We start from the raw sequence: 26,284 nt of genomic DNA on the forward strand, positions 1-26,284 counted from the left end.
AACTATGAAACTGCTGACTTTGAATACCCACAGCCTCATCGAGCCGGACTATGAGGCCAAGCGGGAGATCTTTGTAAACTTCATCGCAGCGGAGCAGCCGGAGGTGTTCGCCCTGCAGGAGGTGAACCAGACCGCCGCCGCTCCGCTGCTGGGGGACGCTCCGGCGGGGTACTATCCCTGCCCTGGCAATAGGGTGCCGCTGAAAGCGGACAACCACGCCGCAGCGGTGGCCCGGATGCTGGAACAGCGGGGCGTGCACTACTACTGGAACTGGCTCCCGGCAAAGGTCGGCTACGATATTTACGATGAGGGCGCGGCGGTGTTCAGCCGTGCGCCCATCACCGCAGCCGAAAACCTGCTGCTGAGCAAAACAAACGATTACAGCAACTGGAAGACCCGCCGCACACTGGGCGTCTGTGCAGGAGACGTCTGGTATTATACGGTGCACATGGGCTGGTGGAAGGACGAAGAGGAGCCGTTCGCTGCCCAGTGGGAAACGCTGTCGCAGGCAGCGGGCGCAAAACAGACCGCCTTTCTGCTGGGGGACTTCAACAGTGAAGCCGACGTGCGGGGGGAAGGCTATGACCTCATCCTCCGCAGCGGCTGGCAGGACACCTATCGTCTGGCGCAGCAGCGGGATGATGGCTACACCGTTGTGCAGGCCATCGATGGCTGGCGGGATGCCCCGGACGCGGCGGCAAAAAAGCGCATCGACCAGATCTGGTGCTCCAAAGCGGTGCCTGTAAAAAGCAGCCGGGTGGTGTTCAACGGCTTGCAGGAGCCGCAGGTATCCGACCATGCAGGTATTTTGATCGAATTATAAAGGAAGGGAATCGAAGATGCAGAGAAGTGCAGGCATTTTGCTGCCCATCAGCAGTCTGCCGTCCCCTTACGGCATCGGCTGCTTTTCGCAGGAGGCATACGACTTTGTGGACTGGCTCAAGGAAGCCGGGCAGACCTACTGGCAGATCCTGCCGCTGGGTGTGACCAGCTACGGCGACAGCCCGTATCAGAGCTTTTCCGCCTTTGCGGGCAACCCCTATTTCATCAGTCTGGATGCACTGGTGGAGGAAGGGGTGCTGACCGCCGCCGAGTGCAAAAAGGCAAACTTCGGCCGCAAGGCAGACGACATTGATTACAGCCGCCTGTATACCGAGCGCGGCCGTCTGCTGCGGCTGGCGTACTCCCGCAGCGACATCGGCCACAACGAAGTGTTTACGGCATTCTGTGAGAAAAACAAGTGGTGGCTGGATGATTTTGCCCTGTTCATGGCGGTGAAGGACCGCTTTGAGGGCAAGCTGTGGATCGAGTGGGCCGAGGACATCCGTCTGCGCTGGCAGCCTGCCATGGACTATTACCGCCGGGAGCTGTATTTTGAGGTGGAGTACCACAAGTATCTCCAGTTCAAGTTCGACGAGCAGTGGCGCAGGCTGAAAGCCTACGCCAACAGCAAAGGCATCCGGATCATCGGCGATATCCCCATCTATGTGGCGCTGGACTCGGCGGACGCATGGGCAAACCCGGGGCTGTTCCAGCTGGACAAGGACAACATCCCCACGGCGGTGGCGGGCGTTCCCCCGGATGGATTTTCGCCCACCGGTCAGCTCTGGGGCAATCCGCTCTACCGCTGGGAAGCCCACCGCGAAACCGGCTATCAGTGGTGGATCACCCGCCTGTGGTACTGCTTCGAGCTGTACGATGTGGTGCGCATCGACCACTTCCGCGGCTTCGATGAGTATTTCTCCATCCCCTACGGCAGCGAGACTGCGGCAGAGGGCCACTGGGAGAAGGGTCCCGGCATCGAGCTGTTCCGCGCCGTGGAGCAGGCATTGGGCAAGCGGGAGATCATTGCAGAGGACCTTGGCTATATGAGCGAGACGGTCCGTCAGCTGGTGCGAGACAGCGGCTTCCCCGGCATGAAGGTGCTGGAATTTGCCTTTGACTCCCGGGACACCGGCAGCGCCAGCGACTACCTGCCCCACAACTACCCTGTGAACAGCGTGGCCTATACCGGCACCCACGACAACGAGACACTGGTGTCGTGGTACCAGACCATCACCGATGCCGAGCGTGCCATGGTGCGGGACTACCTGTACAACTACGCCACCCCGGAAGAGCAGCTCTATAAAAGCATGATCGCACTGATCCTGCGCAGCGCAGCGGCGACCTGCATCGTTCCCATGCAGGACTGGCTGGGGCTGGACAATTCTGCCCGCATCAATCAGCCCTCCACCGTGGGCCAGAACTGGCGCTGGCGGCTGAAAAAGACCCAGCTGACCAAGAAGCTTCAAAAGGAGATCTGCCTGTTGACCACCCGCTATGGGCGGAAAAACTGGGCGTGACCGCACACGGCATAGCGCTGCTTTGGAAAATCGCGGTCATAAAATCAAAGGGGCTGCTGCAAAATACAGCACTCTTTGGTTTGACGATATTACGCGATAATTCAAACCGAGATCTCACATAAAGAAAAGCAAGTGCAACACTTTTTCTCGAAAACCAAAATTTTTGATGGAGAGGGGATGCACTTGCTTTTTATATTTTCCGCAGATTTTTAAATGGGCTCTATCCCCTGAGCGAAGCCATGCAGACCGTGGATACGCACCAAAAAGTATATGATTAACTTTCAAAATATACGATGATAGAATAATTTAAACGTTTCTCGATCCTTTCGACCAGTGATAGATCTGCCGGACGCAAAAGACCGCCTCCGTTTTTTGAACGGAAGCGGTCTTTTCGTTGCGGAAATCAGTTGAGATAATCGCCCACAGGTGCGGCGTTGTACTGCTTGATGATCTTTATGATGATAGAGCCGTCCGGCTGCTCGGTCTGCTCCACGATCTTATACTTTGTGTGGTTGCGCTCCATGTTTTTCTTATAGGTCGCTACCTCTTCCTTGACCTGTTTGACGGCATAAAGGTGATCCAGACCGTCCTTCAGTGTAAAGTGCAGGGTCTGGCAGATGCAGGCGGATTTTACTCGTTTCATGTTCTTCTCTCCAATCCAAAAGAAGTCTTATCGCTGCAAATTACAGCATTGCAGCGTCCTATTCTTATTATAAAAAACGCAAAAAATAAATGCAAAGGCGATTCTACACAAAAAGAGCCTTTGCATTTGTTGGTAAAAATTACCATGCAGCTTTAGCGCAAAACCTCCAGAAGCCGTCTGCCTGCCTCCTGCTGCGATTCCCCAAACGCCACCGCCAGCTCCTCCCGCAGGACACGCTCTACCATCTGGTAAAAGTACGCATCCATGGCGTTGATCTTTCGGCCGCGGCTTTGCTGCTGGGTCTGCTTTTGCCCCAGTTCCTTGAACAGGGTCAGGTACTGGTAAAAATCATTGGTGTGCAGCAGCGCCTGATAGTGTTCTGCCAGCGCTGTCTGTACCCCCGCCGGGATGGGCAGCTTCTCCGCTTTGATGCGTGCAAGGTCGGCTGCTGCCTGCTGTGCCGGGGTCACCGGGCGCAACGCCGCTTCCTTTTCCGTGGGGATATAGCTGCGGTCGTGAGAATCCGAAAAATAAGGCCGGAGGGTGTAATACTCTCTGGCGGGCTCATCGCAAAAGCGCCGCAGCCCGACCCCTTCCACCTCGTGCACTCCCAGATTTCCGTAGACCACCAGCGCTCCCGCCTGAAACCGTGACATGGTATTTTCCTCTTTTCCTTATATGGAAAGGCTGCAAAAACAGACTTCCCAGCGTACTTTTGCTCTCTGTTATATTGTACCACGACTGGGCGGCTGGCTTCAAAGGGCATCTTCCACAAAGTTTGCCTCGTGCAATCTGCGCAGAATGCCCAGTACAAATCTTGTGCAAAACTGCCTTTGCAAATCCCCCGCGGGCAGGCTATAATGATTTCGTACAACGAGTAGCACTCATGCGTAAAACCGGTTGCATGAGGGCTGCCCGTTGTTTTTGTTTGCCCCAAAATGGAAAGGTAAAGGTGAATCCCATGGAAAGTTCCAATCAATTCCTCGGCACGGAGCACATCGGCAAGCTGATGCAGAAATACGCGATCCCGTGCATTATTTCGCTGCTGGTCGGCGCATTGTACAACATCGTGGATCAGATCTTTATTGCAAACGCCAGCTATCTCGGCTCTTATGGCAACGCCGCCAATACCGTCGTGTTCCCCCTGACAGTGGTAGCGCTGGCCATTGCCGTGATGATCGGTGATGGCTGCTGCGCCTTCGTCAGCATCAGCCTTGGGCAGAACGAGGTTCCCAAGGCAAAGCGGAGCGTCGGCAATGCGGTGGTGATGTGTCTTGTCAGCAGCATTGTGCTGATCATCCTCTATCTGGTTTTTGCAGACACCATTCTTGCCATGTTCGGTGGAACGGTGAACGCTGAGACCTATCACCACTCGCAGGAGTATTTCTTCTATATCACGCTTGGCGTGCCCTTTTATATGTTTGGGCAGGCCATGAACCCCATCATCCGCGCGGATGGCAACCCCCGTTTTGCCATGGTGTCCACCCTTGCGGGTGCGGCGCTGAACATCATTCTGGACCCCATCTTCATTTTCGGCTTCCGCTGGGGCATGATGGGCGCAGCGGTGGCTACCGTCATCGGTCAGCTGGTCACCGCAGCGCTGGCAGTGTGGTATCTGTTGCACATGAAGATCATTCGCCCTGAAAAGGGTGACTACCGGCTGAAGGGCTCCATCTGCGGCCGTACCCTGACCCTTGGCATGACCAGCTTTCTGTCCCAGATCAGCCTTGTGGCGGCTATGGCAGCCATCAACAACATGATCCGCAAATACGGTGCACTGGATGCCGTGTTCGGGCAGGAGCAGTACGCCCAGATCCCTATGGCAGTTGTTGGCATCGTGATGAAGTTTTTCCAGATCGTCATTTCCATCGTGGTGGGCATGGCGGCTGGCTGCATCCCCGTGGTGGGCTTCAACATGGGGGCTAAAAAGCCCGACCGTGTGAAGGAGCTGTTCACGAAACTGCTGCTGGCAGAAGCCACCGTGGGTGCCGTTGCACTGGTGCTGGTGGAGCTGCTTCCCCGGCAGCTCATCGCCCTGTTCGGTGCCGCCAACGAGAGCGTCTACTACACCGATTTTGCCGTGAAGTCCTTCCGCATCTACCTGTGCATGATCGTTCTGGCCTGTGTCAACAAGGCCTGCTTCATCTTTTTGCAGGCCATGGGCAAGGCGGCAGAATCCACCGCCCTGTCCATGGTGCGTGAGGTGGTGTTCGGCGTGGGCTTTGCCCTGCTGCTGCCCCGGTTCTTCGGGCTGGACGGCGTGCTGTACTCCATGCCCATGTCGGATATCCTCACCTTCATGATTGCAGGCTATCTGATCTGCAAGACCTACCGTGAACTGAGCACGAAAGGAGAAGTCTAATGGAAAAACGCATCATCACCATCAGCCGCGAGTTTGGCAGCGGCGGCAGAACCATCGGCAAACTGGTGGCAGAGCATCTGGGCATCCGGTGCTACGACGCCGAACTGATCCAGAAACTGGCTACCGAAAGCGGCTTTGACGAAAACTACGTCAAGGAGGCCGGAGAGTACACCCCCGGCGGCTTCCTCGCCTCCGCCTTCACCAACCGCAGCTTCGGCCCCACCAACGAGGACCTGCTTTGGAAGCTGCAATACCGGATCATCCGGGAACTGGCAGAAAAAGAGCCCTGCGTCATTGTGGGACGCTGCGCCGATTTTATCCTGCAGGACCGCACCGACTGCCTGAAGGTCTTTGTCCACGCGGACATGAAGTTCCGGGCTGACCGCATCGTGCGGGTCTACGGCGAGCGGGAGAAATCTCCCGAGGCCCGTCTGAAGGAGAAGGACAAGCGCCGCGCTACTTATTACCGCTTCTATACCAATATGAAATGGGGCGATGCCGCCAACTATCATATTGCACTGGATAGTGGGGTCATCGGCATTGAAAAGTGTGCGGAGATCATTGAAAGCCTTGCATGAGCCGTATCCGAGGCAAGTCCTACGCCAATAGAGCAAAACACCGCCCACCTGCGTTTCATTACGCAGATAGGCGGTGTTTTTTCAATTTTAGCGGCAGGCCTCCCGGTAGACATTCCTACAGGTTGGGAACCGCGGGCTAAGCAACAGCCCACCGGGCTGATTGCTTGCCCTGCTGCGCAGGGCCTGACGGGTTGCGTTTGCTGATTTTTCTGCAGCCCCTTGGCAGGGCTTTGAAAAATCAGAACGCGGCCCCAACAACTCCTCCCTGTTTCAGCCGCTGGCTGCGGTCGTCGTCGTTGCTGTTCAAGTCCTCTTCCGCACCGAAAAAGAAAAACCAGTACACATTGTGTACTGGTTTTTCTTGGTGCGGATAAGAGGACTTGAACCTCCACCGAGTTGCCCCGATTAGAACCTGAATCTAACGCGTCTGCCAATTCCGCCATATCCGCATATTCTGTTGTGTTCGTGAGCTGTGTCGCTCGGAACGATAGTTATTATACCAGATATACGAAGAATGTCAAGCATTATTTTCAGATTTTATCGACAAATTTTTGCGGCAAAATTGATGCACTCTGAATAGCCGCTGCAGGGCGAAATTTTCGCCAAAGTGTGATACAATAAACAGGACGCGCTGCGGGTGCTCCTGTATGCGCAGACTAAGAAGCTGCTTTTGCACACCGCAGCACACCGCTGCGCGGCCCGCTTGCTGCCATACCGGCAGTGGTGCGGTGTCGGCCCGGTGCGCCCCGGAGCGGGAAAGCGGCTGCCGAGAAAATGAGGGAAAACAGAATGTTCAATGTTATCATTTTCCTGCTGGGGGCAGGCATCATGTTCTTTATGGCGCTGCGCAGTGTGCTGGCACGGCGCAGGCTGTGCACGCAGGGGCAGAAGGTCACGGCCACGGTGGAGGGCACCGTGCAGAGCCGGGATGGTGGTGCCTATGTGCTGGCCTTTACCACCGCAGGCGGCAGCCATCGGCTGCACTACCCGAAGCCTGCGCGGGGCAAGAGCTTTGCGGTGGGGGATACCGTCACCTTATACTATGACCCCGACGCCCCGGAGAAGATGTACGTGGAAGGCGACCGGGCCACGCTGGGAGCCGAGGTGCTGTATGCCGTGCTGGGTGTGACCCTGCTGGTGCTGACCGTGGGCATTGCCCGCTGAAAGGGGAAGAGAGGATGAAACTGGAACATTTTGGCATGGCTGAGCCGGGCGACTGCCGTCTGGTATTCACAGCCGGTGCCGAGGAACTGGCGGCAGCCATTGCACAGGTGCAGGCAGGGCCGGACGCGCCGCAGGAAGAGGACGGTCTGCTGACTGAGGCGGTGAACCGCACCATTCTGGGCGGCTTTTCGGCGCTGTATGAGCAGCTGGTACAGGAGTACCATGTGGTGCCGGTGACCGACCCGGATTTTGAATTGCTGGCGGTGAACCGGGCCGAGGGCTTCCGGGCGGGGGCGCAGTTCTACGCGCTGCCGCCGCTGGAAGTGGGGCAGTACACCGGTTTCGTGCAGGCCGTGGAGCCGCACCCCATCCGGCAGCTGACCATTGAACTGGAGATCAACCGTCACCACGGCGACGAGGAGCGTGCAGCCGACGCCGCGGGCAAGGCTTCGATGCGCCGGCAGGTGGCCCGGGACATCTGGGCACAGCGCTGTGCCCAGGCTGAGCAGCGGGCACGCAAGGAGCTGGTGTGGCAGCTGGGCGACGCGGTAACGGGCACCCTGCCCAAACAGCTGGTGGGCGGCAACTACTTTGCCGAGCAGCGGCAGTTCAACCTGAGCCTGCAGGCCAACGGCATCAACTTTGACCAGTTTCTCAAGGTGCGCGGTCAGACCGTGGAGGAGTTCCGCGTCTGGCTGCACGCGCAGGCAGAGCGCAAGCTGCGCAGCTGGCTGGGGCTTCTGCTGGTGGCAGAAAAAGAGGGCCTTGCACCCTCGGACGCCGAGGTGGAAGCAGCCGCTGCCCACTGGGACGCGAAGCTGGACGGTGAGCGTACCTTCCCGGCCAACGATGCACGCAAGGTGCGCCAGCGTCTGGCCCGGGAGAGGGCAGAGCAGTTCATCGTGGAGCATTCCACCCTCACTCCGCCGCCCACTGAACCCATCGTGCAGAAAGTTGAAAGCAAATAATAACAAAAAGGAGAGATGCGGCACATCTCTCCTTTTTGTTATTGTTATCAGAGGCTCTCAGGTCTCCACACCTTCGAACTGGCTGTTGTAGAGCTTGGCGTAGAAGCCGCCTGCAGCCAGCAGCTGGTCGTGATCGCCCTGCTCTACGATGTGGCCGTCCTTCATCACAAGGATGACGTCTGCCTCCCGGATGGTGGAAAGGCGGTGGGCTACGATGAAGCTGGTGCGGCCCTGCATCATGCGGGCAAAGGCTTTCTGGATGCGCACCTCGGTGCGGGTATCGATGGAGGAGGTGGCCTCGTCCAGAATCAGCATCGGCGGCAGGCAGAGCATCACGCGGGCGATGCACAGCAGCTGCTTCTGGCCCTGACTGATGTTGCCGCCGTCCTCGGCGATAACGGTGTCATAGCCCTCGGGCAGGCGGCGGATGAAGCTGTCTGCGTGGGCGGCTTTGGCTGCTGCCACCACTTCTTCCAGTGTGGCGTCCGGCTTGCCGTAGGCGATGTTCTCCCGCACGGTACCGGCCCGCAGCCAGGTGTCCTGCAGCACCATGCCGTAGCTGCCGCGCAGGGAAGCGCGGGTCACATCCCGGATGTCAGTGCCGGATACTTTGATGCTGCCGCCATTCACGTCATAGAATCGCATGAGCAGGTTGATGAGGGTGGTCTTGCCGCAGCCTGTGGGGCCCACGATGGCGATGCGCTGACCGGGCTTCACGTTGAGGGAAAGGCCCTCGATCAGCGGGCGGTCGGGCAGGTAGCGGAAGGAGATGTTTTCCAGCTGCACATGGCCGTCCGGCTGCAGTACGGGGGCGTTCGCGGCTTCCGGCACCTGATCATCGGCGTCCAGCAGGTCGAACACGCGGGCCGCACAGGCCAGAGCATTCTGCAGCTCCGTCACCACGCCGGAGATCTCGTTGAAGGGTTTGGTGTACTGGTTGGCGTAGCTCAAAAACACGCTCAGCTGGCCGATGGTGATGCCGCCCCGCACGGTGTACAGCGCACCCACAAGGCCCACGCCTGCGTACACGATGTTGTTCACGAAGCGGGTGGCGGGGTTGGTCATGCTGGAAAAGAAGATGGCTTTCAGGCTCACGTCCTGCAGACGGCCGTTCACCTCGTCAAAGGCGGCAAGGCTCTCGGCTTCGTGGCCGAAGGCCTGCACCACCTTCTGGCCCTCGACCATCTCGTTGACCAGCGCGGTCTGCTCGCCGCGCACGGTGCTCTGACCCTGAAAATATTTGTAGCTGCGCTTGGCAAGGAAGCTTGCCACCACAAGGCTGAGCGGGGTGATGCACACCACCACCAGCGTGATGGGCACGTTCTCGCTGAGCATGAAAAGCAATGTACCCAGAATGGTCAGGATGCCGCTGAACAGCTGGGTGAAGCCCACCAGCAGGCCGTCCGCAAAGGTGTCCACATCTGCCACCATGCGGCTTACGATGTCGCCGGAGGGGTGGCTGTCCAGATAGGACAGCGGCAGGGTCTGGATCTTGCGCAGGGCTTCGTTGCGCAGGTCGCGGCTGACAAGGAAGGTGATGCGGTTGTTGCACACGCTCAGCAGCCATTGGGCCAGCGCGGCTGCTGCGGCCACCACCAGCACTTCGATCATAATGCGCATCACACCGCCAAAATCCACGGTGCCTTTGCCCAGCATCAGATCGATGGCGCTGCCGCACAGGATGGGGATATACAGCTGTGCACCCACACTCACGGCGGCCACCACAAGACTGCACACCACAAACAGGGAATAAGGTCTGATCTTGCCCAGAACACGGGTCAGGGTGGCCTTGCGCTGTTCAGGACTTAGCCTTTTTTTTGCTTTTGCACTCATTTCTGCGCATCCCCTTTCTTGAACTGGCTCTCGTAGATCTCCTCGTAGACGGGGCAGGTCTGGCGCAGCTGGTCGTGGGTGCCGATGCCCACCAGATGGCCGTCGTCCAGCACCAGAATCTGATCCGCGTGCTGCAGGCTGGCGGCACGCTGGCTCACGATGAACACGGTCAGGCTGCCGGGCAGAGCCGCCAGTGCCTTGCGCAGGGCGGCGTCGGTGGCGTAGTCCAGTGCGCTGGCGCTGTCGTCCAGAATGAGGATTTCCGGCCTGCCCACAAGGGCGCGGGCGATGGTCAGGCGCTGCTTCTGGCCGCCGGACAGGTTGCGGCCGCCCTGCTCCACGGGCTCGTCCAGCCCAAGAGGCTTCGCCCGGACGAATTCTGCCGCCTGTGCGGTCTCAAGGGCCTGCCACAGCTCTTCGTCCGATGCATTTTTGCGGCCCCACAGCAGGTTGGAGCGGATGGTGCCGCCGAACAGCTGGGCCTTCTGCATCACCACGGCCACCTTGCCGCGCAGTGCTTCGCGGGGGTAGCTGCGGACGTCGCGGCCCATGATCTCCACACTGCCCTCGGTGGCATCGTAGAAGCGGGGGATAAGGTTCACCAGACTGGATTTGCCGCTGCCGGTGCCGCCGATGACGCCGATGGTCTGGCCCTGCTTTGCGGTAAAGCTGATGTCGGAAAGGCTGGGTGCGCCTGCGCCCGCGTAGGTCAGGCTTACGTGGTCAAAGCGCACGGCATCGCCGGTTTTTCCAGTTGGCACCTCGCCCAGAAGCTTTTCCGGGAAGGCCATGCCGGACTGTGTGTCCAGCACAGCCTGCACACGGCCTGCGCAGGCAAGGCCCTTGCTCACCTGCACGATGAGGTTGGCCAGCTTGACCAGCTCCACCAGGATCTGGTTCATGTAGTTTACCAGAGCAATGACGTCGCCGGAGGCCATGCCGCCCACATTGATCTCGATGCTGCCCACGTACAGCAACGCCACGATGGCAATGTTGATGAGCACATAGGTCAGCGGGTTCATCAGGGCGGAAATGTGGCCCACATGCAGCTGCATCCGGGTCAGCAGGTCGTTGGCGTTCTCAAAGCGCTCCACCTCGCTGGCTTCCTTATCAAAGGCGCGCACGACACGCACACCGGTCAGGTTCTCGCGGGTCAGGCCCAGCACGCGGTCCAGACGGTTCTGCACCGTTTTATACAGGGGCCGCGTGGCTGCCATGATGCTGAACACCACCACGCTCAGCAGCGGGATGGTGACAACAAAGATCAGCGCGGCCCGGGCGTTGACCGTAAAGGCCATGACCATGGCACCGATGACCACGAACGGGCTGCGCAGGAACAGGCGCAAAAACAGGTTCAGGCCGTTCTGCACCTGATTCATGTCGCTGGTCATGCGGGTGATGAGGGTGCTGGTGCCCAGCGTGTCCATCTCGGTAAAGCTCAGGGTCTGGATATGTGCAAACAGGGCATGGCGCAGGGCCGTGGAATAGCCCACCGCTGCCTTCGCGGAAAAATACTGCGCCGTCAGGCTGCAGACAAGGCCGATGAAGGCCAGCAGCAGCAAAAGCCCGCACCGCACAAGGATATAGTGAAAATCGTGGGCGGCAATGCCGACGTTCACGATGTCCGCCATCACCAGCGGCACGAACAGGTCGAACGTAGCTTCCAGCATCTTGAAAAGGGGAGCAAGCGCAGCCACGCGCCTGTAGCCCTTCAGGTAGCTCAGCATCTTGTTCAAGGCGGTTCTCCTTCTTTCTGTACATTATTAAATAAAACCATCTTATTATAGCGCAGAAAAAGGCAAAATGCCATAGGGAAATAACCTACTTAGTCTCGCATTCGGCCGCCAAGGGGGAGTTTTCTGGTGCTTGACCGTCAGATGCATAAAAGCTCGCCCTTCGGGAGAGCTGGCAAACCCGTAGGGTTTGACTGAGAGGGCTTCAACTGTTGATTGAGAAATTGCGCAAAACCTGTTATACTGAAATAGATTACAGAAACTGGAAGAATGGTGAGCAGATGGCAAGAAGAGCAGATGGCGGCATCCGGCTGCGCCCGGTGGGCACCCACAAGCGTCGGCAGACCGCCCCGACCTACAGCCCGGCGGGGACCGGCTGCCCGGCCTTTGAGCAGGCAGTGGAAAATCTTTACAAGGGCCAGAACGAGGAAGCGTTCTGGACGCTGATGGGCGCACTGAACTATGCGCTGGAAATGGAGACCCATGTTCTGGTGCCGCTGCAGACGGCTCTGACCGTGCACAACATGCCCGCTCCATGGACGGAGCACCCGGTCCCGGCCGAAAAGGCAAAGGGCCTGCAGCTGTGGACCCTGCGCAATGACAAGGGCCGCACATGGCTGCCGCTGTTCACCTCCGGCGCTGCGGCCTGCGGCGACCGCAGCACCGCCGCCCGGCCTATGGCGGACTACACGCTGCAGGATGCCATGGAGCTGGCCCTCAGCACCCCGGGCATCGATGGCGTGGTGCTGGACCCGTGGAGCCACTCGGCTACACTGGATGGGGCACTGCTCAACGGTCTGCTGCACGCGGGCCACACCCCCGAGGAACCCGGAGACGCGGAGGCGGACGCCGGAAAGGAAGCCGCCCGCAAGGGCTGCTGGGAACAGGCGGTGGAGTGCTTTGAAAAAGCCGCCGAGCTTGGCAGCGCCATGGGACTTTCCCGGCTGGCAGACTGCATCTATAAGGGCCGCGGCACCCGGCCCGGCCGCACACAGGCCCGCCGCATGTGGAAGGAAGCCGCAGAGAGCGGCGAGGTGCTCTCCATGATCGCTTTGGGCGATGACTGCGCCGCTCGGGGTGAGACGGGCAGAGCGCTGATCTGGTACCGGAAAGCGCGGGAAGCCGCTGCCCGCATGCCGGATATCGAGTACACCCCGCAGGTGTGCCTGCGCATGGCCCAGACCGAGACCCGCTATACCAGCCGCAAAAAGGCGCTGGCGCTTGCGGCAGAAGCAAGGCAGGGTTTTGCCCTTCTGGCCCGGGAACAGGAGCCGGACGCGGCCCAGTGGCTGGCCGAGGCGGAACAGCTCATCCGGGAGCTGACCGCTGAGCCGCCTGCACAGCCTGCAGCCTATGACATGGATTCTTTACAATTGGACTAAAAAAGCGTCATACAGATACGCTACAATAAACAGAAAATGATAAAAATTCTGTGCAGAAACGGCACCGGAGAGGAAACAGACGATATGAGCAAAGTGATCGGCATTGATCTGGGCACGACCAATTCCTGTGTGGCAGTGGTGGAGGGCGGCAAGCCCGTGGTCATCACCAATGCGGAGGGCGAGCGCACCACCCCCAGCGTTGTGGCCTTTACCAAAGACGGGGAGCGTCTGGTGGGCGGCGCAGCCAAGCGCCAGATCGCCACCAACTCCGGGCGCACCATTTCCAGCATCAAGCGCCACATGGGCTCCGATTACCGGGTGCACATCGACGGCAAGGACCTGACCCCGCAGGAGATCAGCGCCATGATCTTAGCCAAGATCCGCCGCGATGCTGAGAGCTATCTGGGTGAGCCGGTGACCGAGGCGGTCATCACGGTGCCCGCCTACTTTGACGACAGCCAGCGCAAGGCCACGCAGGACGCGGGCCGCATCGCGGGCCTGAACGTGCTGCGCATCATCAACGAGCCTACTGCCGCTGCTGTGGCCTACGGTCTGGATAACGAAGCAGCGCAGAAGATCCTTGTTTATGATCTGGGCGGCGGCACCTTTGATGTGTCCATCATCGAGATCGAGGACGGGACCTTTACGGTGCTTGCCACCGGCGGCGACACCCATCTGGGCGGTGACGACTTCGACCAGCGCATCGTGGAGTATGCTGTGGCAGAGTTCAAGAAGTCTGACCGCATCGACCTCAGCCGCGACCCCGCTGCCATGGGCCGCCTGAAGGAAGAGGCCGAAAAGGCCAAGAAGGAGCTTTCCGCCGCGCCGTCCGCACAGCTGAACCTGCCGTTCATTGCGGTGGGCAAGGACGGCCCGCACCATCTGGACCTTTCGCTGTCCCGCCCGCAGTTTGAGATGATGACCGGCGACCTGCTGGCCCGCACAGTGGCTCCCGTGCAGAATGCCCTGCGGGACGCAGGCATTTCCGCCAGCCAGCTGGGTAAGGTGCTGCTGGTGGGCGGCAGCACCCGGATGCCTGCGGTGGAGCGTCAGGTGAAGGAGCTGCTGGGCTGCGAACCCAGCCACAACCTGAACCCCGACGAGTGCGTTGCCATGGGTGCTGCCGTGCAGGGCGGTCTGCTGCAGGGCGGCGGCAAGCTGGCCGGTGCCACCGGCGCAGCCGCGCAGGGCCTTGTGCTGATGGATGTGACCCCGCTGACCCTCTCCATTGAGACGCTGGGCGGCGTGGCAACCCCTCTTATTACCCGCAACAGCATGATCCCCACCCGCAAGAGCCAGATCTTCACCACCGCACGGCCCATGCAGACCAGCGTGGAGATCAACGTGCTGCAGGGTGAGCGCCACTTTGCCCGCGACAACAAGAGTCTGGGCAAATTCAAGCTCACCGGCATCCGGGCAAGCTTTTCTTCCAAGCCGCAGATCGAAGTTACCTTTGATATCGACGTGAACGGCGTGGTGAAGGTGTCTGCCAAGGACCTTGGCACCGGCCGGGAGCAGAACATCACCATCACCGGCAGCACGAATCTTTCTGAGAACGAGATCCAGCGCGCCATGGCGGACGCTGCCGCCTACGAGGCCGAGGACAGCCGCCGTAAAGAGCGCTTAGACCTGCACAATCAGGCCGAGGTGCTGGCCTACAAGGTGGACGAGGCTCTTTCCAAATGCAAAAAGGAGCTGGACAAAGACGAGAAGAACCGCATCAAAACGGATCTTGCCAACCTCCGCCGCTGCCTGCGCAAGGATAAGCCCGAAAAGATGAATGAAAACGAGGAAGCCGCCCTGCGTCAGGCAAAGACCCAGCTGGAAGAGAGCGCAAATCATCTGATGGTGCTTTATACCAGTGAGCAGGACAGCAGCGATAACGGAGAAAATAATCTGTAACTTTACCAGCAGGACGGCAGATAGTTTCCTAAGCAAATGATTCGCTGGGGTGGGACCCTGTTGCCGCAGGCAATAGGGCGGGCGATGGAATGGCCCGTTGCATTTGCGTGGAAAGCTATCTGATGGCCTGCATCATAAGAATAACAAAAAACCTCCGCTGTGTTTTGCACGGCGGAGGTTTTTGCTATGTGGAAAAATATTACAGCATCTTGGAAAGGAACGCTTTCAGTCTGGGATGCTTCGGGTTGGTGAACAGTTCCTGCGGCGGCTCGTCCTCCTGGATCTTGCCGTCGTCGATGAAGATGACGCGGTTGGACACCTCGCGGGCAAAGCCCATTTCGTGGGTGACCACCAGCATGGTGATGCCGGTGTGGGCCAGCTCCTTCATCAGTTCCAGAACCTCGCCCACCATTTCGGGGTCGAGGGCGCTGGTGGGCTCGTCGAACAGGATCACGTCCGGGTCCATGGCGAGGGCACGGGCAATGGCAATGCGCTGCTGCTGGCCGCCGGAAAGGCTCTTGGGGTAGGCGTCGGCCTTGTCGGACAGGCCCACGCGGGCCAGCAGCTCATCGGCCTTGTCGGAAATGGCCTGCTTATCCTTGAGCTTGAGCAGGGTGGGGGCCAGCTCAAGGTTCTTCTTCACGGTCAGGTGAGGGAAGAGGTTGAAGTGCTGGAACACCATGCCCATCTTCTGGCGCACAGCGTCGATGTGGTCTTCGTCCACCTCGGTGCCCTCAAATTTGATGCTGCCGGAGGAGGGGATCTCCAACCGGTTCAGGCAGCGCAGAAAGGTGGATTTGCCGCAGCCGGAGGGGCCGATCAGGCAGACCACGTCGCCGCGGTAGATGTCAATATCAATGCCCTTCAGCACGTCCAGCGTGGGGGTGGGCTGCTTTGCGCCCGGCTTTTTTTCGCCGCCGTAGGTCTTTGTCAGGCCGCGGACTTCCAGAATCTTATCGGTCACTTTGAGCAAGCCTCCTCTCAAACTTTGCCAGCAGACGGGTGAACAGCATGACCAGCACAAGGTAGATCAGCGCAACGCCCAGCAGCGGGAACATGGCCTCGTAGGTGCGGTTCATGATGCCCTGTGCGGCGTACAGCAGCTCTTTGCCGCCGATGACCGTGATCAGGGAGGTATCCTTCAGTAGGACGATGAACTCGTTGCCCAGTGCGGGCAGCACCGCACGGATGGCCTGCGGGATGATGATGACCACCATGGTGGTCATGTAGTTCAGGCCAAGGCTGCGTCCGGCCTCCATCTGGCCGGGGTCAACGGCCATCAGGCCGCCGCGGATGATCTCGGACACATAGGCACCCGAGTTGATGCCCAGTGCCAGCGCACCCACCATGGTAAAGTTGCGGCTGTTGGCAAAGATGACCATGCTCATGATGAGCAGCTGCACCATCATGGGCGTGCCGCGGATGATGGTGGTGTACACCTGACACACCGCATTGAAGAAGCCCAGCACCGGGTTTCTGCGGCCGGGGCGCTGCTGGTCGTGTGCCACACGCACCAGTGCCACCACGCTGCCCAGCACGATGCCCAGTGCCAGCGCAATGGCAGTGACCAGCAGGGTGGTGCCCACGCCGTTGATGTACTGGAGCCAGCGGTCTTTCAGGATGAACGCCTGATAAAACTTGAAAAAGAATTCCTGCTCGAAGTTGAGCGTAGTGCCGCTGTTGAGCAGCTCTTTGAGCAGTTCGTACTGTGCAGCCATTCGCATCCTCACTTTCCTGTTCTGATTTTGTTAATCTTTTGTAACCACTTATTTCCAAAAAAGGGGAGGTGCCCCAGTTGGGGGGCTGCCTCCCCGTGGCTCAGATGTCAGCCGCCGGATTATTCAGCGGTGATGTACTTGTCCACGATGGCCTGCAGGGTGCCGTCAGCCTTCAGCTCTTCCAGAACGGAGTTAACGGCGTCCTCCAGCGGAGAGTTCTTTGCCATGCCGATGGCGTAGTCTTCCTCGGCGTAGCTGGTATCCAGGATCTTCAGGCCGGGGTTGGCAGCAATGAACTCCTGGGCGGGAGCGTTGTCGATGACAACGGCATCCACCTGACCGTTGTTCAGAGCCTGCACAGCGGTCAGACCATCGTCGTAAGCCACGACGTTTTCATCGCCGAAATCATCGGAGCAGTAGATGTAGCCGGTGGTGCCGCGCTGGGTGCCGATCTTCTTGCCTGCCAGATCATCCGGGGAAGCAATGTCGGAGCCCTCGGGAACGATGATGGACTGGATGCCGGTAGCGTAGCTGTCGGAGAAGTCCATCACAGCCTTGCGCTCGTCGGTAACGGTAACGCCGGCCATAACGATGTCGGCCTTACCCTGCTGCACGCTCAGCAGAGCGGCGTCAAAGTCCATATCATCGATCTGCAGCTCCAGACCCAGCTTATCAGCGATGGCCTGAGCAGTCTCGATGTCGATACCCTCAAAATCGCCTGCATCGGTGGTCATCTCGTACGGAGGGAAGGCAGCGTTGGTGGCCATGGTCAGCTTGCCGGCCTCAACGGTGGTCAGCTCGCCAGCGGCAGCGCTGGTGGAAGCAGCTACAGAAGAAGCAGAGCTTGCCACGGAGGAAGCCACGCTGGAAGCGGAACCGCCGCAGGCGGTCAGAGCCAGAGCAGCAACGGACAGACCGGCAGCAGCCAGAAAGCTGCGACGAGAGATCTTTTTCATATTCAAACACTCCTCAAATGTACTGTATAGTTTCCGGCTCACCGGAACGATGCGATTCATCGAACAACCGGTGAACGGATTTAGTATAGATTGTACAAATTGAAAAGTCAATACTTGTGCAAAAAATCTGACGATTTGAAACCGAATTGATAACAATTATGCATTGCGGAGAAAGAAAAACTGCATATATGCAAAAACTCCTTCCGTCAGGGCAGATGCCGTTTCCCGTTACAGATACCTTGCGATCTCCTCCCTGCTCCGCTTGGGCACGCAGTAATCCCGGTTTTCGTCCAGATAATACTTCACGCCGGTCTGTTCGGTCAGCGGCACGATGCCGGCCTTGTGGGCCGGGTAGCCGAAGGCCACCATGAACGCCAGCTTCTGCGGCTCTTCAATGCCCAGCAGCCGGGTGAGCGCGGGCTTGTTGATGGCACCCATGATGCAGCTGCCCACGCCCTTGGCCCATGCGGCAAGGGTCATGTTGGCCAGTGCGATGCCGGTATCGGTGGCAAGGTCGCCGGGGATGGAGGTGTCCTGCACCACTGCCACGTACAGGGTGGGCAGCTCGTCCGCCTTGGGGGTGCCCTGCTCCGGCGGCAGATAGGCGGCCCACTTGACCAGCGGCTGTACCTTGGCCACGTCCTCGGGCCTGTTCACCACCACCAGACGCACGGCCTGACGGTTGGCCCCGCAGGAGGAAAGCCGGAGGGCCTCGATGATATCCTCCACCACGTCCTGCGGCACCGCCTTCTGCTCAAAGCGGCGGTAGGTGCGGCGGGAAGCAAGAAGCTCCATGACAGACATAAAAAATCCCTCGTTTCGCTGAAAATTTCGTAAAATCGGTGGAATACTGACAGCAGTATAGCAGATGCGGCAGGGCTGTGCAACACTGCAGCGGAAAAACCGTGCGCCCGGGCAGAAAAATTTGCGGCGCACGACAGGCTTTGACCCCATCGGACAAATAGAACGTGGTAAACTGTGAAAAACAAAGAAGGAGGAAGAAACCATGAAACTGGTGGTTGGGCTTGTGCTTTTTTTGGTGGGGATCAATGTGGGCTTTGTGACGGCAGGCCTGATGCATGCGGCAAGAGGGGAACATGAGCAGACGAAAGATGAAAACGAGACATGCTGAGGATGAATAAAAATAGCACAGAACAGAAGGGGCCGCTGCAGGGAATGATGTGCAGCGGCCCTTTTTGCCGGGCTTGACGGAACTTGCGATTTTCTCTTGGTCGCTCCTGTTTTTCTGCATCCGGCGGCAAAAGATGCCAAAACTACTTGACAAATAGTTACCGGGGGGGGGGTATTATATAGGAAAAGCAGGCTCCACAAAAAAGTGATCGGGGCATGCAGAAAAGATTGTGAGGTTGATTCTTATGTCTAACATTTCTCGTCGTAAGTTCCTCAAGGGCGCAGGTGTGGCTGCTCTGGCTGTTGCTGCTGCCGGTGTTCTGGCTGGCTGCTCTGATCAGAGCACGCCCGATACGGGCAAAAAGCGTCCGATCACGCTGAAGTACATGGTGACCAAGGGCGGAAGCATCGTCAAGGACGTGCCCATTGAAGTTCCTGCTCTGGCTGATACCGTGACTTTTGCGACCATTAAGGAAAATGTGCCTGCCGATCTGAAGGATTATGAGTTCGACAGCACTGAGGACAAGAAGATCCCCGCCGATGGCGTTGTCGTCATTAAGATGTACAAGAAGGCAGCTGCAAAGCCTACGAAGAAGGTTACGATCAAGTATACTACTGGCACCAGCGAGATCAAGGGCGGCACGGACTTTATGTTCTATGATCTGGAGGTTGATGAGAATGCAACGGCCCTCACTCAGAAGCAGCTGGATAGTCTGGCGAATGAGAACGGCAAGTATAAAGTTCTGAATGCTACTGAACTGTTCGGTGGTATGACCCAGAACGGTATCATTAAAGACGGCGTTGCAACCGTTTACGTTGCGCTGAAGTAAGCTGAACCGGATTTTTCAAAATTATTTAAATTTTTAAACTAAAAATTTAAGAAGACAACACCAACAGGGTGGCGGCCAACAAGGCCTCCGCCCTATTGGTGTTATTTTTTTTGTAAAAATTTTACTTGACAAAATATTACAGGGGAGGGTATTATATAAGAAAGCAGGCTCCACAAAAAGTGATGGGGGCATGCAAAAAGATTGTGAGGTTGATTATTATGTCTAACATTTCTCGTCGTAAGTTCCTCAAGGGCGCAGGCGTGGCTGTTCTGGCAGTTGCGGCTTCCGGTGTTCTGGCTGGCTGTTCCAGTGCTCCGGAAATGGTGGATGTTACTGTAAAGTATACCGGGTGGGTCTCCGTTACCAACCGTTATGTTCCGATTAGCAAGGGTAAGTATGACGAGACCATCAGCGTTGTGAAGGGTCAGGATACCATCGAGAAAAAACTGCTGAAGAATCTGGGTTCTGTGTGCGAAAACGCGCACTACACCGGTAAGGATGTACCGGAGAAAATTAAAATCGACTGGGAGGGCGAGACTCCGGTCGCTCAGGTCGAGCTGCGTGAGCGCTCCTGAGCACTAACATTAAGCGCAGCAGAAGAATAGAAACGAAAAGACGGTAGTCACAAGACTGCCGTCTTTTTTCTGCATTTACGCTTGCTTATCGCTTGCGTTTCGGAAGAGGGATGCTGAGCACCAGACTGATGCCGATGGCCAGCGCAACCGCTACCTTAAAGGTGCTGATGCCGTTGGAAAGGGCCAGCGCATTGTTGCCCTGTATAAAATAGTAGGCGGTGTAATAGATGCCCGCGCCGGGCACCAGCGGGAAGATGCCAGACAGCAGGAACACCGTCACCGGCATTTTGAGGGTGATGGCGAACACCCGGGTGAGGATGGTGAGGGGGATCACCGCCAGCAGGGAAGCCGCAGCACTGTCTGCTCCCAGCATCACGGCCAGCTCGTAGACGAACCAGCCCACGGCACCCACCAGCCCGCAGAAGAACAGGCTTTTGCGGGGGCACGCAAACAGGATGGCAAAGCACAGGGTGCCGACCCCTGCAATGAAGAACTGCGCCGCCAGCTCTCCGATCTGTGTACTGGTGAGCATCATGCGACCACCACCCCCGTAAAGAATGTATAAAGGCTCAGCACAAGGCCGGTGCCAATGGCAATGCTGGCCGCAATGAGCAGTGCATCGATCATGCGGATGGTGCCGGAAAGGTAGTCGCCTTGCACGAAATCCCGGATGCCCATGGTGAACGCGATGCCCGGCGTCAGGATCATCAGCGAACCGATGATGGCGTGGCTGGCGGATGTGCCCAGCAGGCTGCAGCCCAGAATGCACGCCAGCGTGATGAGTGCCGCACAGCTGATCTTGCAAAAGCCGCCGGGCAGGTCGTGCCGGCCGCACAGCAGCAGATACCCGTTGGCAAGAAAGCCTGCCAGCGCCGCCGCCAATGCGCTGCGCAGCGTGCCGCCGAAGATCAGCGCAAAGCAGAACGCGCCGCACATGCCGGAGACCAGCTGCACCCAGTCCTTGGGGAAGGGGATGCGCCGTGCCAGCACAAGGCGGCTCTCGGCCTCGTCCAGAGTCATATTGCCTTCGGCGATCTCGCGGGAGAGGGCGTTCACTGCCGCCACCCGGCTCAGATGGGTGGTGCGGTTGGGCACGTTGCGCACCTCGCTGATCTCGGCGGTGCCCGCACTGGCAAAGATGCCGTTGGTCAGCACATAAACGTGGAACTCCCGCAGATGGAACGACCGGGCCATGATCTCCATGGTCTGCTCCACCCGGAACACCTCGGCACCGTTTTCCAGCAGTGTCTGCCCCGCCGCCATGATAAAATCCATGATGCGGCGGCGCAGCTCCTCGTCCGGAAAGACCTCTCTGCCGGTCATTGCTGCACCTCCTTTATAAATAATGCTGTCTTATTCTACCATGTCCACGGCTGGCGCACAAGATAAAAAATCGCAATTCCCTACCGAAAAACTTCGTTTTGCCTGTTGACAAATCCGGCAGATGGGGTTATTATAAATGCAATATCACAAAAATGGCTGTGAAGAGAAGAGTAGGCCTTCGCATTGATCCTTACCAGAAAGCCCGGGCGATGGAAAAGGGCGGGAAACAGGAAGCTGAAAATGGTCTCGGAGCCGTGCGGGCGAGGCGCATGAGTGCTAAGTCTGCAACGGGAGCGCCCGTTACAGCGTCCGGCTGTAAGCAGCATGGCTGCCGCAGCATCGAGGCTGTGCCCGTGAGGGTACGGTAAACCAAGGTGGTACCACGGAAGTATGTTATGCTCCCGTCCTTGCTGAGCGTTATGGCGCAAAGTCAAGGACGGGAGCTTTTTTCATGCTTGCGTTCACAGGCCGCGTGCGGAACTGTGCCGTGCGGGCCGCAGTACATTTTATTAAGCAATAGAGAGGGAACAAAACTATGATTACTCGTCGTGATTTTCTGAAGGTTTCTGGCGTCGCAGCTGCTGCAGCTGCCCTGACCGCATGCGGCGGCTCTTCTTCCACCGCATCTTCCGCTGCTTCCGGCACTGCTTCTTCTGCAGCTGCTTCCACTGCAGCAAAGCTGGATAAGGTGAAGGTGGCTGTGCCCAACGATACCACCAACGAGGCACGTGCTCTGACCCTGCTGGAGAAGAACGGCTTCTTCAAGCTGAAGGCAGACGCCGGCCTGACCGCTACCAAGAACGACATCGAGGAGAACCCCCTGAATGTCACCGTCGATGAGGTGGAGGCTGCTCAGGTGCCCAACGTCCTGCAGGATGAGGACTACGCCGTTATCAACTCCAACTACGCAATTCCTGCTGGTCTGGACCCCATGACCGACGCTCTGGCAATGGAGGACGGCTCCTCTGATTACGTCAACGTGCTGGTCTGCAAGGAGGGCAACGAGAACGAGCCCAAGATCAAGGCTCTGGTGGCTGCTCTGCAGAGCCAGCAGGTCAAGGACTTCATGGATGAAAACTACAAGGGCGCTGTGGTCTCTGTTGTGGAGAACCCCACCGACGGCTACGACTCTTCCATCGACTACGATGCACTGAACGGCGAGACCGTCAGCTGCGCTGCTACCCCGGCTCCCCACTGCGAGGTGCTGGAGGTCTGCAAGGACATTCTGGCTGCCAAGGGCATCACTCTGGACATTCAGGAGTACGATGACTATGTGATCCCCAACACCATCGTTGAGGACGGCCAGTGCGACACCAACTACTTCCAGCATCAGCCGTATCTGGACAACTTCAACGAGGAAAAGGGCACCCATCTGGTGACCGTTGCCGGCATCCATGTGGAGCCCATGGGCATCTACGGCGGCAAGCAGGACAGCCTGGCACCGATCCAGGGCTAAGCAAACCCTCTCAGCCTCACTTCGTTCGGCAGCTTCCCCAAGGGGGAGCTTTATGAGCTGGTGCAGTAAAATATCACTTCTCATCAGAAGGAATCCCTTTCCGTCAGAAGCAAAAAGCTCGCCCTTCGGGAGAGCTGGCACGGCGTAAGCCGTGACTGAGAGGGCTTCCATACAAGGAGCAATTTCTGTGATCGAGATCAAACATCTTTCCAAGACCTTCCAGATGAAGGACGGCGCAGTGAATGCGCTGAAGGACATCAACCTCACCATTCCGGATGGTTCGATTTACGGCATCATTGGCATGTCCGGTGCGGGCAAATCCACGCTGGTGCGCTGCATCAATCTGCTGGAGCGCCCCACCGAGGGCAGCGTTGTCATTGACGGCACCGCGATGGAAACCCTGAACCCGGCCCAGCTGCGTGAGCGCCGCCGTGAGATCACCATGATCTTCCAGCAGTTCAACCTGCTGATGCAGCGCAGCTGCCTGAAGAACATCTGCTTCCCCATGGAGCTGGCCGGTGTAAAGAAGGCAGATGCCGAAAAGCGCGCCAGAGAGCTGCTGGAGGTGGTGGGCCTGCCGGATAAGGCCAACGCCTACCCGGCACAGCTGTCCGGCGGTCAGAAGCAGCGCATCGCCATTGCCCGCGCACTGGCAACGGACCCCAAGGTCCTGCTGTGCGACGAGGCCACCAGTGCGCTGGACCCCAACACCACCCATGCCATCCTGACCCTCATCAAGGACATCAACAAGAAGCTGGGCATCACGGTGGTGGTCATCACCCATCAGATGAGTGTTGTGGAGGAGATCTGCGATCACGTTGCCATTCTGGATGGCGGCGTCGTGGTGGAGGAGGGCTCCGTGCAGGAGATCTTCTCGAACCCCAAAACGCCCGCAGCAAAGCGTCTGGTGGCACCCAACGGCGGCAGCGCCGCACGGGATCTGTCCAGCTTTGCACCGGACGACCATGTGGTGCGCGTCACCTTCAACGGTTCGTCCACGGAAAAGCCGCTGGTGGCAAGCCTTGCCGCAGAAAAAGGCATTCTGGTGTCGGTACTCAGCGCCGACACCCGTGATCTGAGCGGCCAGTGCTACGGCTCCATGCTGCTCAAGCTGCCCACTGATGTGGAGCAGGCAAAGCAGGCTGCGGCCTATATGCGCGCCCAGCCCGGCATTACGGTAGAGGAGGTGACCGGCGAATGAGTATTGCGGATTACGGTTTTGCCATCTGGGAAACTTTTTACGTGACGGTCCTTTCCACCGCGTTTGCGTTGGTGCTGGGCCTGCCGCTGGGTGTGCTGCTGGTGGCCGGTGATAAGGACGGCATTCTGCCGCTGCCCGGCTGGCTGATGCACATTCTCAACATCGTTATCAACATCCTGCGCAGTGTTCCGTTCCTGATCCTGATGATCTGTGTATTCCCGCTTACCCGTGCCATCGTGGGCACCACGGTGGGTACCAAAGCCACCATCGTTCCGCTGGTGGTGGCAGCCTTCCCGTTCGTGGCACGTCTGGTGGAGACCAGCCTGCGCGAGCTGGACGAGGGCGTGGTGGAAGCGGCCCAGAGCATGGGCGCAACGCCGTTCCAGATCATTACCAAGGTGATGATCCCGGAATGCCTGCCCGGCCTGATCTCCAGCATGACCACCGCACTGACCACCATTCTGGGCTACTCGGCCATGTCCGGTGTCATTGGCGGCGGCGGTCTGGGCAAGATCGCTTTGTCCTACGGCTATTACCGCTACCAGACCGATATCATGATCGTGTGTGTCATTTTGCTGGTGCTGATGGTCCAGGTGTTCCAGACTTTGGGCACTGCTTGGGCCACCAGAAGCGATAAGCGGCTGCGGAAGTAACTCCTTCAGTCGCACTTCGTGCGCCTGCTCCCTCGGAGAGGGAGCCTCTGACGAAGAGGATAACTTTCCGGTATTGCCAAAGCCTCCCTCTTTGAGGGAAGTGGCAAAGCCGAAAGGCTTTGACGGAAGGCGTTCTCTCCTCATTTTGCCCCCGAACGGGAACTAAAATTTAACGTTTCAATTCCCCGCCGGAGGCTGCAGCACTCCTGCGGGGAATTGTGCTATATGGACAAACCCAGTAAAGGAGTATGTAGTATGAATCGCGATACCATCTGTGTGCAGGGCGGTTACACCCCCGGCAACGGCGAACCCCGCCAGATCCCCATTATCCAGTCCACCACCTTCAAGTATGCCACCAGCGAGGACATGGGCAAGCTGTTCGATCTGGAAGCCGACGGCTATTTCTATTCCCGTCTGCAGAACCCCACCTGCGACCTTGTGGCTAAGAAGATCTGCGAGCTGGAAGGCGGCACGGCCGCAATGCTGACCAGCAGCGGTCAGGCTGCAAACTTCTTTGCCCTGTTCAACCTCTGCGAAGCAGGCGACCATATCGTGGCATCCAGCACCATTTACGGCGGCACTTTCAATCTGATCTCGGTCACCATGAAGAAGATGGGCATTGAAGCCACCTTCGTGGACCCGCTGTGCACCGAGGAAGAGCTGAACGCCGCATTCCAGCCCAACACCAAGGTGGTGTTCGGCGAGACCATCGCAAACCCGGCTCTGACCGTGCTGGACATTGAGAAGTTTGCCAAGGCTGCTCACGCCCACGGTGTGCCGCTGATCGTGGACAATACCTTTCCCACGCCGGTCAACTGCCGCCCCTTTGAGTGGGGTGCCGATATCGTGACCCACTCCACCACCAAGTACATGGACGGTCATGGCGCGGTGCTGGGCGGTGCCATCGTGGACGGCGGCAAGTTCGACTGGATGGCCCATGCCGAGAAGTTCCCCGGCCTGTGCACCCCGGACGACAGCTACCACGGCATCACCTACGCCGAGCGTTTCGGCAAAGAGGGTGCCTTTATCACCAAGGCTACCGCGCAGCTGATGCGTGACTTTGGCTCCATGCAGTCGCCCATGAACGCCTACATGCTGAACCTCGGTCTGGAAAGCCTGCATGTGCGGATGCAGCGCCACTGCGCCAACGGCATGGCCGTGGCAGAGTTCCTTGAGAGCCATCCCAAGGTGGCCTACGTGAACTACTGCGGTCTGGAGTCCAGCCCGTACCATGCACTGGCGGAGAAGTATCTGCCGAATGGCAGCTGCGGCGTGGTCAGCTTTGGTCTGGCCGGCGGCCGTGAGGCTGCAAGCATCTTTATGAAGAATCTGAAGTTGGCAGCCATCGAGACCCATGTGGCCGATGCCCGCACCTGCTGCCTGAACCCTGCATCCAGCACCCACCGCCAGATGAACGATGAGCAGCTGAAGGCTGCTGGTGTGCCCGCAGAGCTGGTGCGCATGAGCTGCGGTCTGGAAAGCAGCGAGGATCTCATTGCGGATATCGCACAGGCGCTGGATAAGATCTAAAAGG

General features: G+C 58.4%; 25 protein-coding genes and 1 tRNA gene. 15 read left to right on the plus strand and 11 right to left on the minus strand.

Annotated features, from left to right (window positions below; translation table 11 throughout):
* Positions 1–4: 4 nt before the first annotated feature.
* Both ACKXF9_RS12365 and malQ read left to right on the plus strand, forming a co-directional pair.
* Entirely contained in the window at positions 5–823 is an 819-nt protein-coding gene (locus ACKXF9_RS12365; RefSeq protein ID WP_418266405.1) for an endonuclease/exonuclease/phosphatase family protein, read from the plus strand.
* A 16-nt stretch (positions 824–839) separates the two neighbouring features.
* Complete coding sequence (gene malQ / locus ACKXF9_RS12370; RefSeq protein WP_418266406.1) at positions 840–2,342, plus strand: 4-alpha-glucanotransferase; 1,503 nt, start codon at positions 840–842, stop codon at positions 2,340–2,342.
* Between the two features lie 403 nt (positions 2,343–2,745).
* Here the strand turns inward: malQ and ACKXF9_RS12375 are convergent, their stop codons facing one another.
* Positions 2,746–2,985 carry a hypothetical protein gene (locus tag ACKXF9_RS12375; protein WP_418266407.1) on the minus strand — a complete coding sequence of 80 codons (240 nt, stop codon included), beginning with the start codon at positions 2,983–2,985 and terminating at the stop codon, positions 2,746–2,748.
* Between the two features lie 152 nt (positions 2,986–3,137).
* Complete coding sequence (locus ACKXF9_RS12380; RefSeq protein ID WP_418266408.1) at positions 3,138–3,641, minus strand: CarD family transcriptional regulator; 504 nt, start codon at positions 3,639–3,641, stop codon at positions 3,138–3,140.
* Between the two features lie 305 nt (positions 3,642–3,946).
* Between ACKXF9_RS12380 and ACKXF9_RS12385 the strand changes: the two genes are divergently transcribed.
* Both ACKXF9_RS12385 and ACKXF9_RS12390 read left to right on the plus strand, forming a co-directional pair.
* Positions 3,947–5,347 carry an MATE family efflux transporter gene (locus ACKXF9_RS12385; RefSeq protein WP_418266409.1) on the plus strand — a complete coding sequence of 467 codons (1,401 nt, stop codon included), beginning with the start codon at positions 3,947–3,949 and terminating at the stop codon, positions 5,345–5,347.
* Positions 5,347–5,925, plus strand: coding sequence for an AAA family ATPase (locus tag ACKXF9_RS12390; RefSeq protein WP_418266410.1), 579 nt, complete (start codon positions 5,347–5,349; stop codon positions 5,923–5,925). The genes ACKXF9_RS12385 and ACKXF9_RS12390 overlap by 1 nt, the downstream gene beginning before the upstream one ends.
* Before the next feature lie 362 nt (positions 5,926–6,287).
* On the opposite strand, the gene ACKXF9_RS12395 is transcribed toward ACKXF9_RS12390, so the two are convergent.
* Positions 6,288–6,374: transfer RNA gene (locus ACKXF9_RS12395), tRNA-Leu, on the minus strand.
* Between the two features lie 340 nt (positions 6,375–6,714).
* Here ACKXF9_RS12395 and ACKXF9_RS12400 point away from each other — a divergent pair.
* Together ACKXF9_RS12400 and ACKXF9_RS12405 are read left to right on the plus strand one after the other, a co-directional pair.
* On the plus strand, positions 6,715–7,089 hold the full coding sequence (locus tag ACKXF9_RS12400; protein WP_418266411.1) for a DUF3592 domain-containing protein: 375 nt from the start codon (positions 6,715–6,717) through the stop codon (positions 7,087–7,089).
* Between the two features lie 14 nt (positions 7,090–7,103).
* Positions 7,104–8,057, plus strand: coding sequence for an FKBP-type peptidylprolyl isomerase (locus tag ACKXF9_RS12405; protein WP_418266412.1), 954 nt, complete (start codon positions 7,104–7,106; stop codon positions 8,055–8,057).
* 57 nt (positions 8,058–8,114) lie between these two features.
* On the opposite strand, the gene ACKXF9_RS12410 is transcribed toward ACKXF9_RS12405, so the two are convergent.
* Together ACKXF9_RS12410 and ACKXF9_RS12415 are read right to left on the minus strand one after the other, a co-directional pair.
* Positions 8,115–9,890, minus strand: a complete 1,776-nt coding sequence (locus tag ACKXF9_RS12410) for an ABC transporter ATP-binding protein (RefSeq protein ID WP_418266413.1) — start codon at positions 9,888–9,890, stop codon at positions 8,115–8,117.
* Positions 9,887–11,626, minus strand: coding sequence for an ABC transporter ATP-binding protein (locus tag ACKXF9_RS12415; RefSeq protein ID WP_418266414.1), 1,740 nt, complete (start codon positions 11,624–11,626; stop codon positions 9,887–9,889). The genes ACKXF9_RS12410 and ACKXF9_RS12415 overlap by 4 nt, the downstream gene beginning before the upstream one ends.
* Before the next feature lie 278 nt (positions 11,627–11,904).
* On the opposite strand from ACKXF9_RS12415, the gene ACKXF9_RS12420 reads away from it, so the two are divergent.
* Positions 11,905–13,005: an SseB family protein gene (locus ACKXF9_RS12420; RefSeq protein WP_249237248.1), complete on the plus strand. Its 1,101-nt coding sequence runs from the start codon at positions 11,905–11,907 to the stop codon at positions 13,003–13,005.
* Positions 13,006–13,089: 84 nt separating this feature from the next.
* Positions 13,090–14,907, plus strand: a complete 1,818-nt coding sequence (dnaK, locus tag ACKXF9_RS12425; RefSeq protein ID WP_418266415.1) for a molecular chaperone DnaK — start codon at positions 13,090–13,092, stop codon at positions 14,905–14,907.
* A 199-nt stretch (positions 14,908–15,106) separates the two neighbouring features.
* On the opposite strand, the gene ACKXF9_RS12430 is transcribed toward dnaK, so the two are convergent.
* From ACKXF9_RS12430 to ACKXF9_RS12445, 4 genes are all read right to left on the minus strand, one after another.
* Positions 15,107–15,871 carry an amino acid ABC transporter ATP-binding protein gene (locus tag ACKXF9_RS12430; protein ID WP_418266416.1) on the minus strand — a complete coding sequence of 255 codons (765 nt, stop codon included), beginning with the start codon at positions 15,869–15,871 and terminating at the stop codon, positions 15,107–15,109.
* A complete protein-coding gene (locus ACKXF9_RS12435; RefSeq protein WP_348585018.1) occupies positions 15,861–16,625 on the minus strand; it encodes an amino acid ABC transporter permease in 765 nt (254 codons plus the stop codon). The genes ACKXF9_RS12430 and ACKXF9_RS12435 overlap by 11 nt, the downstream gene beginning before the upstream one ends.
* Positions 16,626–16,744: 119 nt before the next feature.
* Positions 16,745–17,581: an amino acid ABC transporter substrate-binding protein gene (locus ACKXF9_RS12440; RefSeq protein WP_418266417.1), complete on the minus strand. Its 837-nt coding sequence runs from the start codon at positions 17,579–17,581 to the stop codon at positions 16,745–16,747.
* Between the two features lie 228 nt (positions 17,582–17,809).
* Positions 17,810–18,385 carry a nitroreductase family protein gene (locus ACKXF9_RS12445; RefSeq protein ID WP_418266418.1) on the minus strand — a complete coding sequence of 192 codons (576 nt, stop codon included), beginning with the start codon at positions 18,383–18,385 and terminating at the stop codon, positions 17,810–17,812.
* Positions 18,386–18,587: 202 nt separating this feature from the next.
* Here ACKXF9_RS12445 and ACKXF9_RS12450 point away from each other — a divergent pair, with 202 nt between their 5' ends.
* The 3 genes from ACKXF9_RS12450 (at position 18,588) to ACKXF9_RS12460 (ending at position 20,117) form a co-directional block, all read left to right on the plus strand.
* Positions 18,588–18,713, plus strand: coding sequence for a hypothetical protein (locus ACKXF9_RS12450; RefSeq protein ID WP_418266419.1), 126 nt, complete (start codon positions 18,588–18,590; stop codon positions 18,711–18,713).
* A gap of 244 nt (positions 18,714–18,957) precedes the next feature.
* Positions 18,958–19,542 carry a twin-arginine translocation signal domain-containing protein gene (locus ACKXF9_RS12455; RefSeq protein WP_418266420.1) on the plus strand — a complete coding sequence of 195 codons (585 nt, stop codon included), beginning with the start codon at positions 18,958–18,960 and terminating at the stop codon, positions 19,540–19,542.
* A 218-nt stretch (positions 19,543–19,760) separates the two neighbouring features.
* Positions 19,761–20,117, plus strand: coding sequence for a twin-arginine translocation signal domain-containing protein (locus ACKXF9_RS12460; RefSeq protein ID WP_418266421.1), 357 nt, complete (start codon positions 19,761–19,763; stop codon positions 20,115–20,117).
* 85 nt (positions 20,118–20,202) lie between these two features.
* On the opposite strand, the gene ACKXF9_RS12465 is transcribed toward ACKXF9_RS12460, so the two are convergent.
* Together ACKXF9_RS12465 and ACKXF9_RS12470 are read right to left on the minus strand one after the other, a co-directional pair.
* Positions 20,203–20,652, minus strand: a complete 450-nt coding sequence (locus tag ACKXF9_RS12465; protein WP_418266422.1) for a threonine/serine exporter family protein — start codon at positions 20,650–20,652, stop codon at positions 20,203–20,205.
* Positions 20,649–21,440 (minus strand): threonine/serine exporter family protein, encoded by a 792-nt coding sequence (locus tag ACKXF9_RS12470; protein ID WP_418266423.1) that lies wholly within the window; start codon positions 21,438–21,440, stop codon positions 20,649–20,651. The genes ACKXF9_RS12465 and ACKXF9_RS12470 overlap by 4 nt, the downstream gene beginning before the upstream one ends.
* A gap of 535 nt (positions 21,441–21,975) precedes the next feature.
* On the opposite strand from ACKXF9_RS12470, the gene ACKXF9_RS12475 reads away from it, so the two are divergent.
* From ACKXF9_RS12475 to ACKXF9_RS12490, 4 genes are all read left to right on the plus strand, one after another.
* Positions 21,976–22,896, plus strand: a complete 921-nt coding sequence (locus ACKXF9_RS12475) for a MetQ/NlpA family ABC transporter substrate-binding protein (protein ID WP_249237238.1) — start codon at positions 21,976–21,978, stop codon at positions 22,894–22,896.
* 187 nt (positions 22,897–23,083) lie between these two features.
* Positions 23,084–24,097: a methionine ABC transporter ATP-binding protein gene (locus tag ACKXF9_RS12480; RefSeq protein ID WP_418266424.1), complete on the plus strand. Its 1,014-nt coding sequence runs from the start codon at positions 23,084–23,086 to the stop codon at positions 24,095–24,097.
* On the plus strand, positions 24,094–24,750 hold the full coding sequence (locus ACKXF9_RS12485) for a methionine ABC transporter permease (protein ID WP_097773982.1): 657 nt from the start codon (positions 24,094–24,096) through the stop codon (positions 24,748–24,750). The genes ACKXF9_RS12480 and ACKXF9_RS12485 overlap by 4 nt, the downstream gene beginning before the upstream one ends.
* A 255-nt stretch (positions 24,751–25,005) precedes the next feature.
* On the plus strand, positions 25,006–26,280 hold the full coding sequence (locus ACKXF9_RS12490; RefSeq protein WP_005946495.1) for an O-acetylhomoserine aminocarboxypropyltransferase/cysteine synthase family protein: 1,275 nt from the start codon (positions 25,006–25,008) through the stop codon (positions 26,278–26,280).
* Positions 26,281–26,284 lie beyond the last annotated feature (4 nt).

The sequence above is a fragment of the Faecalibacterium sp. 9 genome (genome assembly GCF_048320955.1).
Taxonomy (GTDB): Bacteria; Bacillota; Clostridia; order Oscillospirales; family Ruminococcaceae; genus Faecalibacterium; species Faecalibacterium wellingii.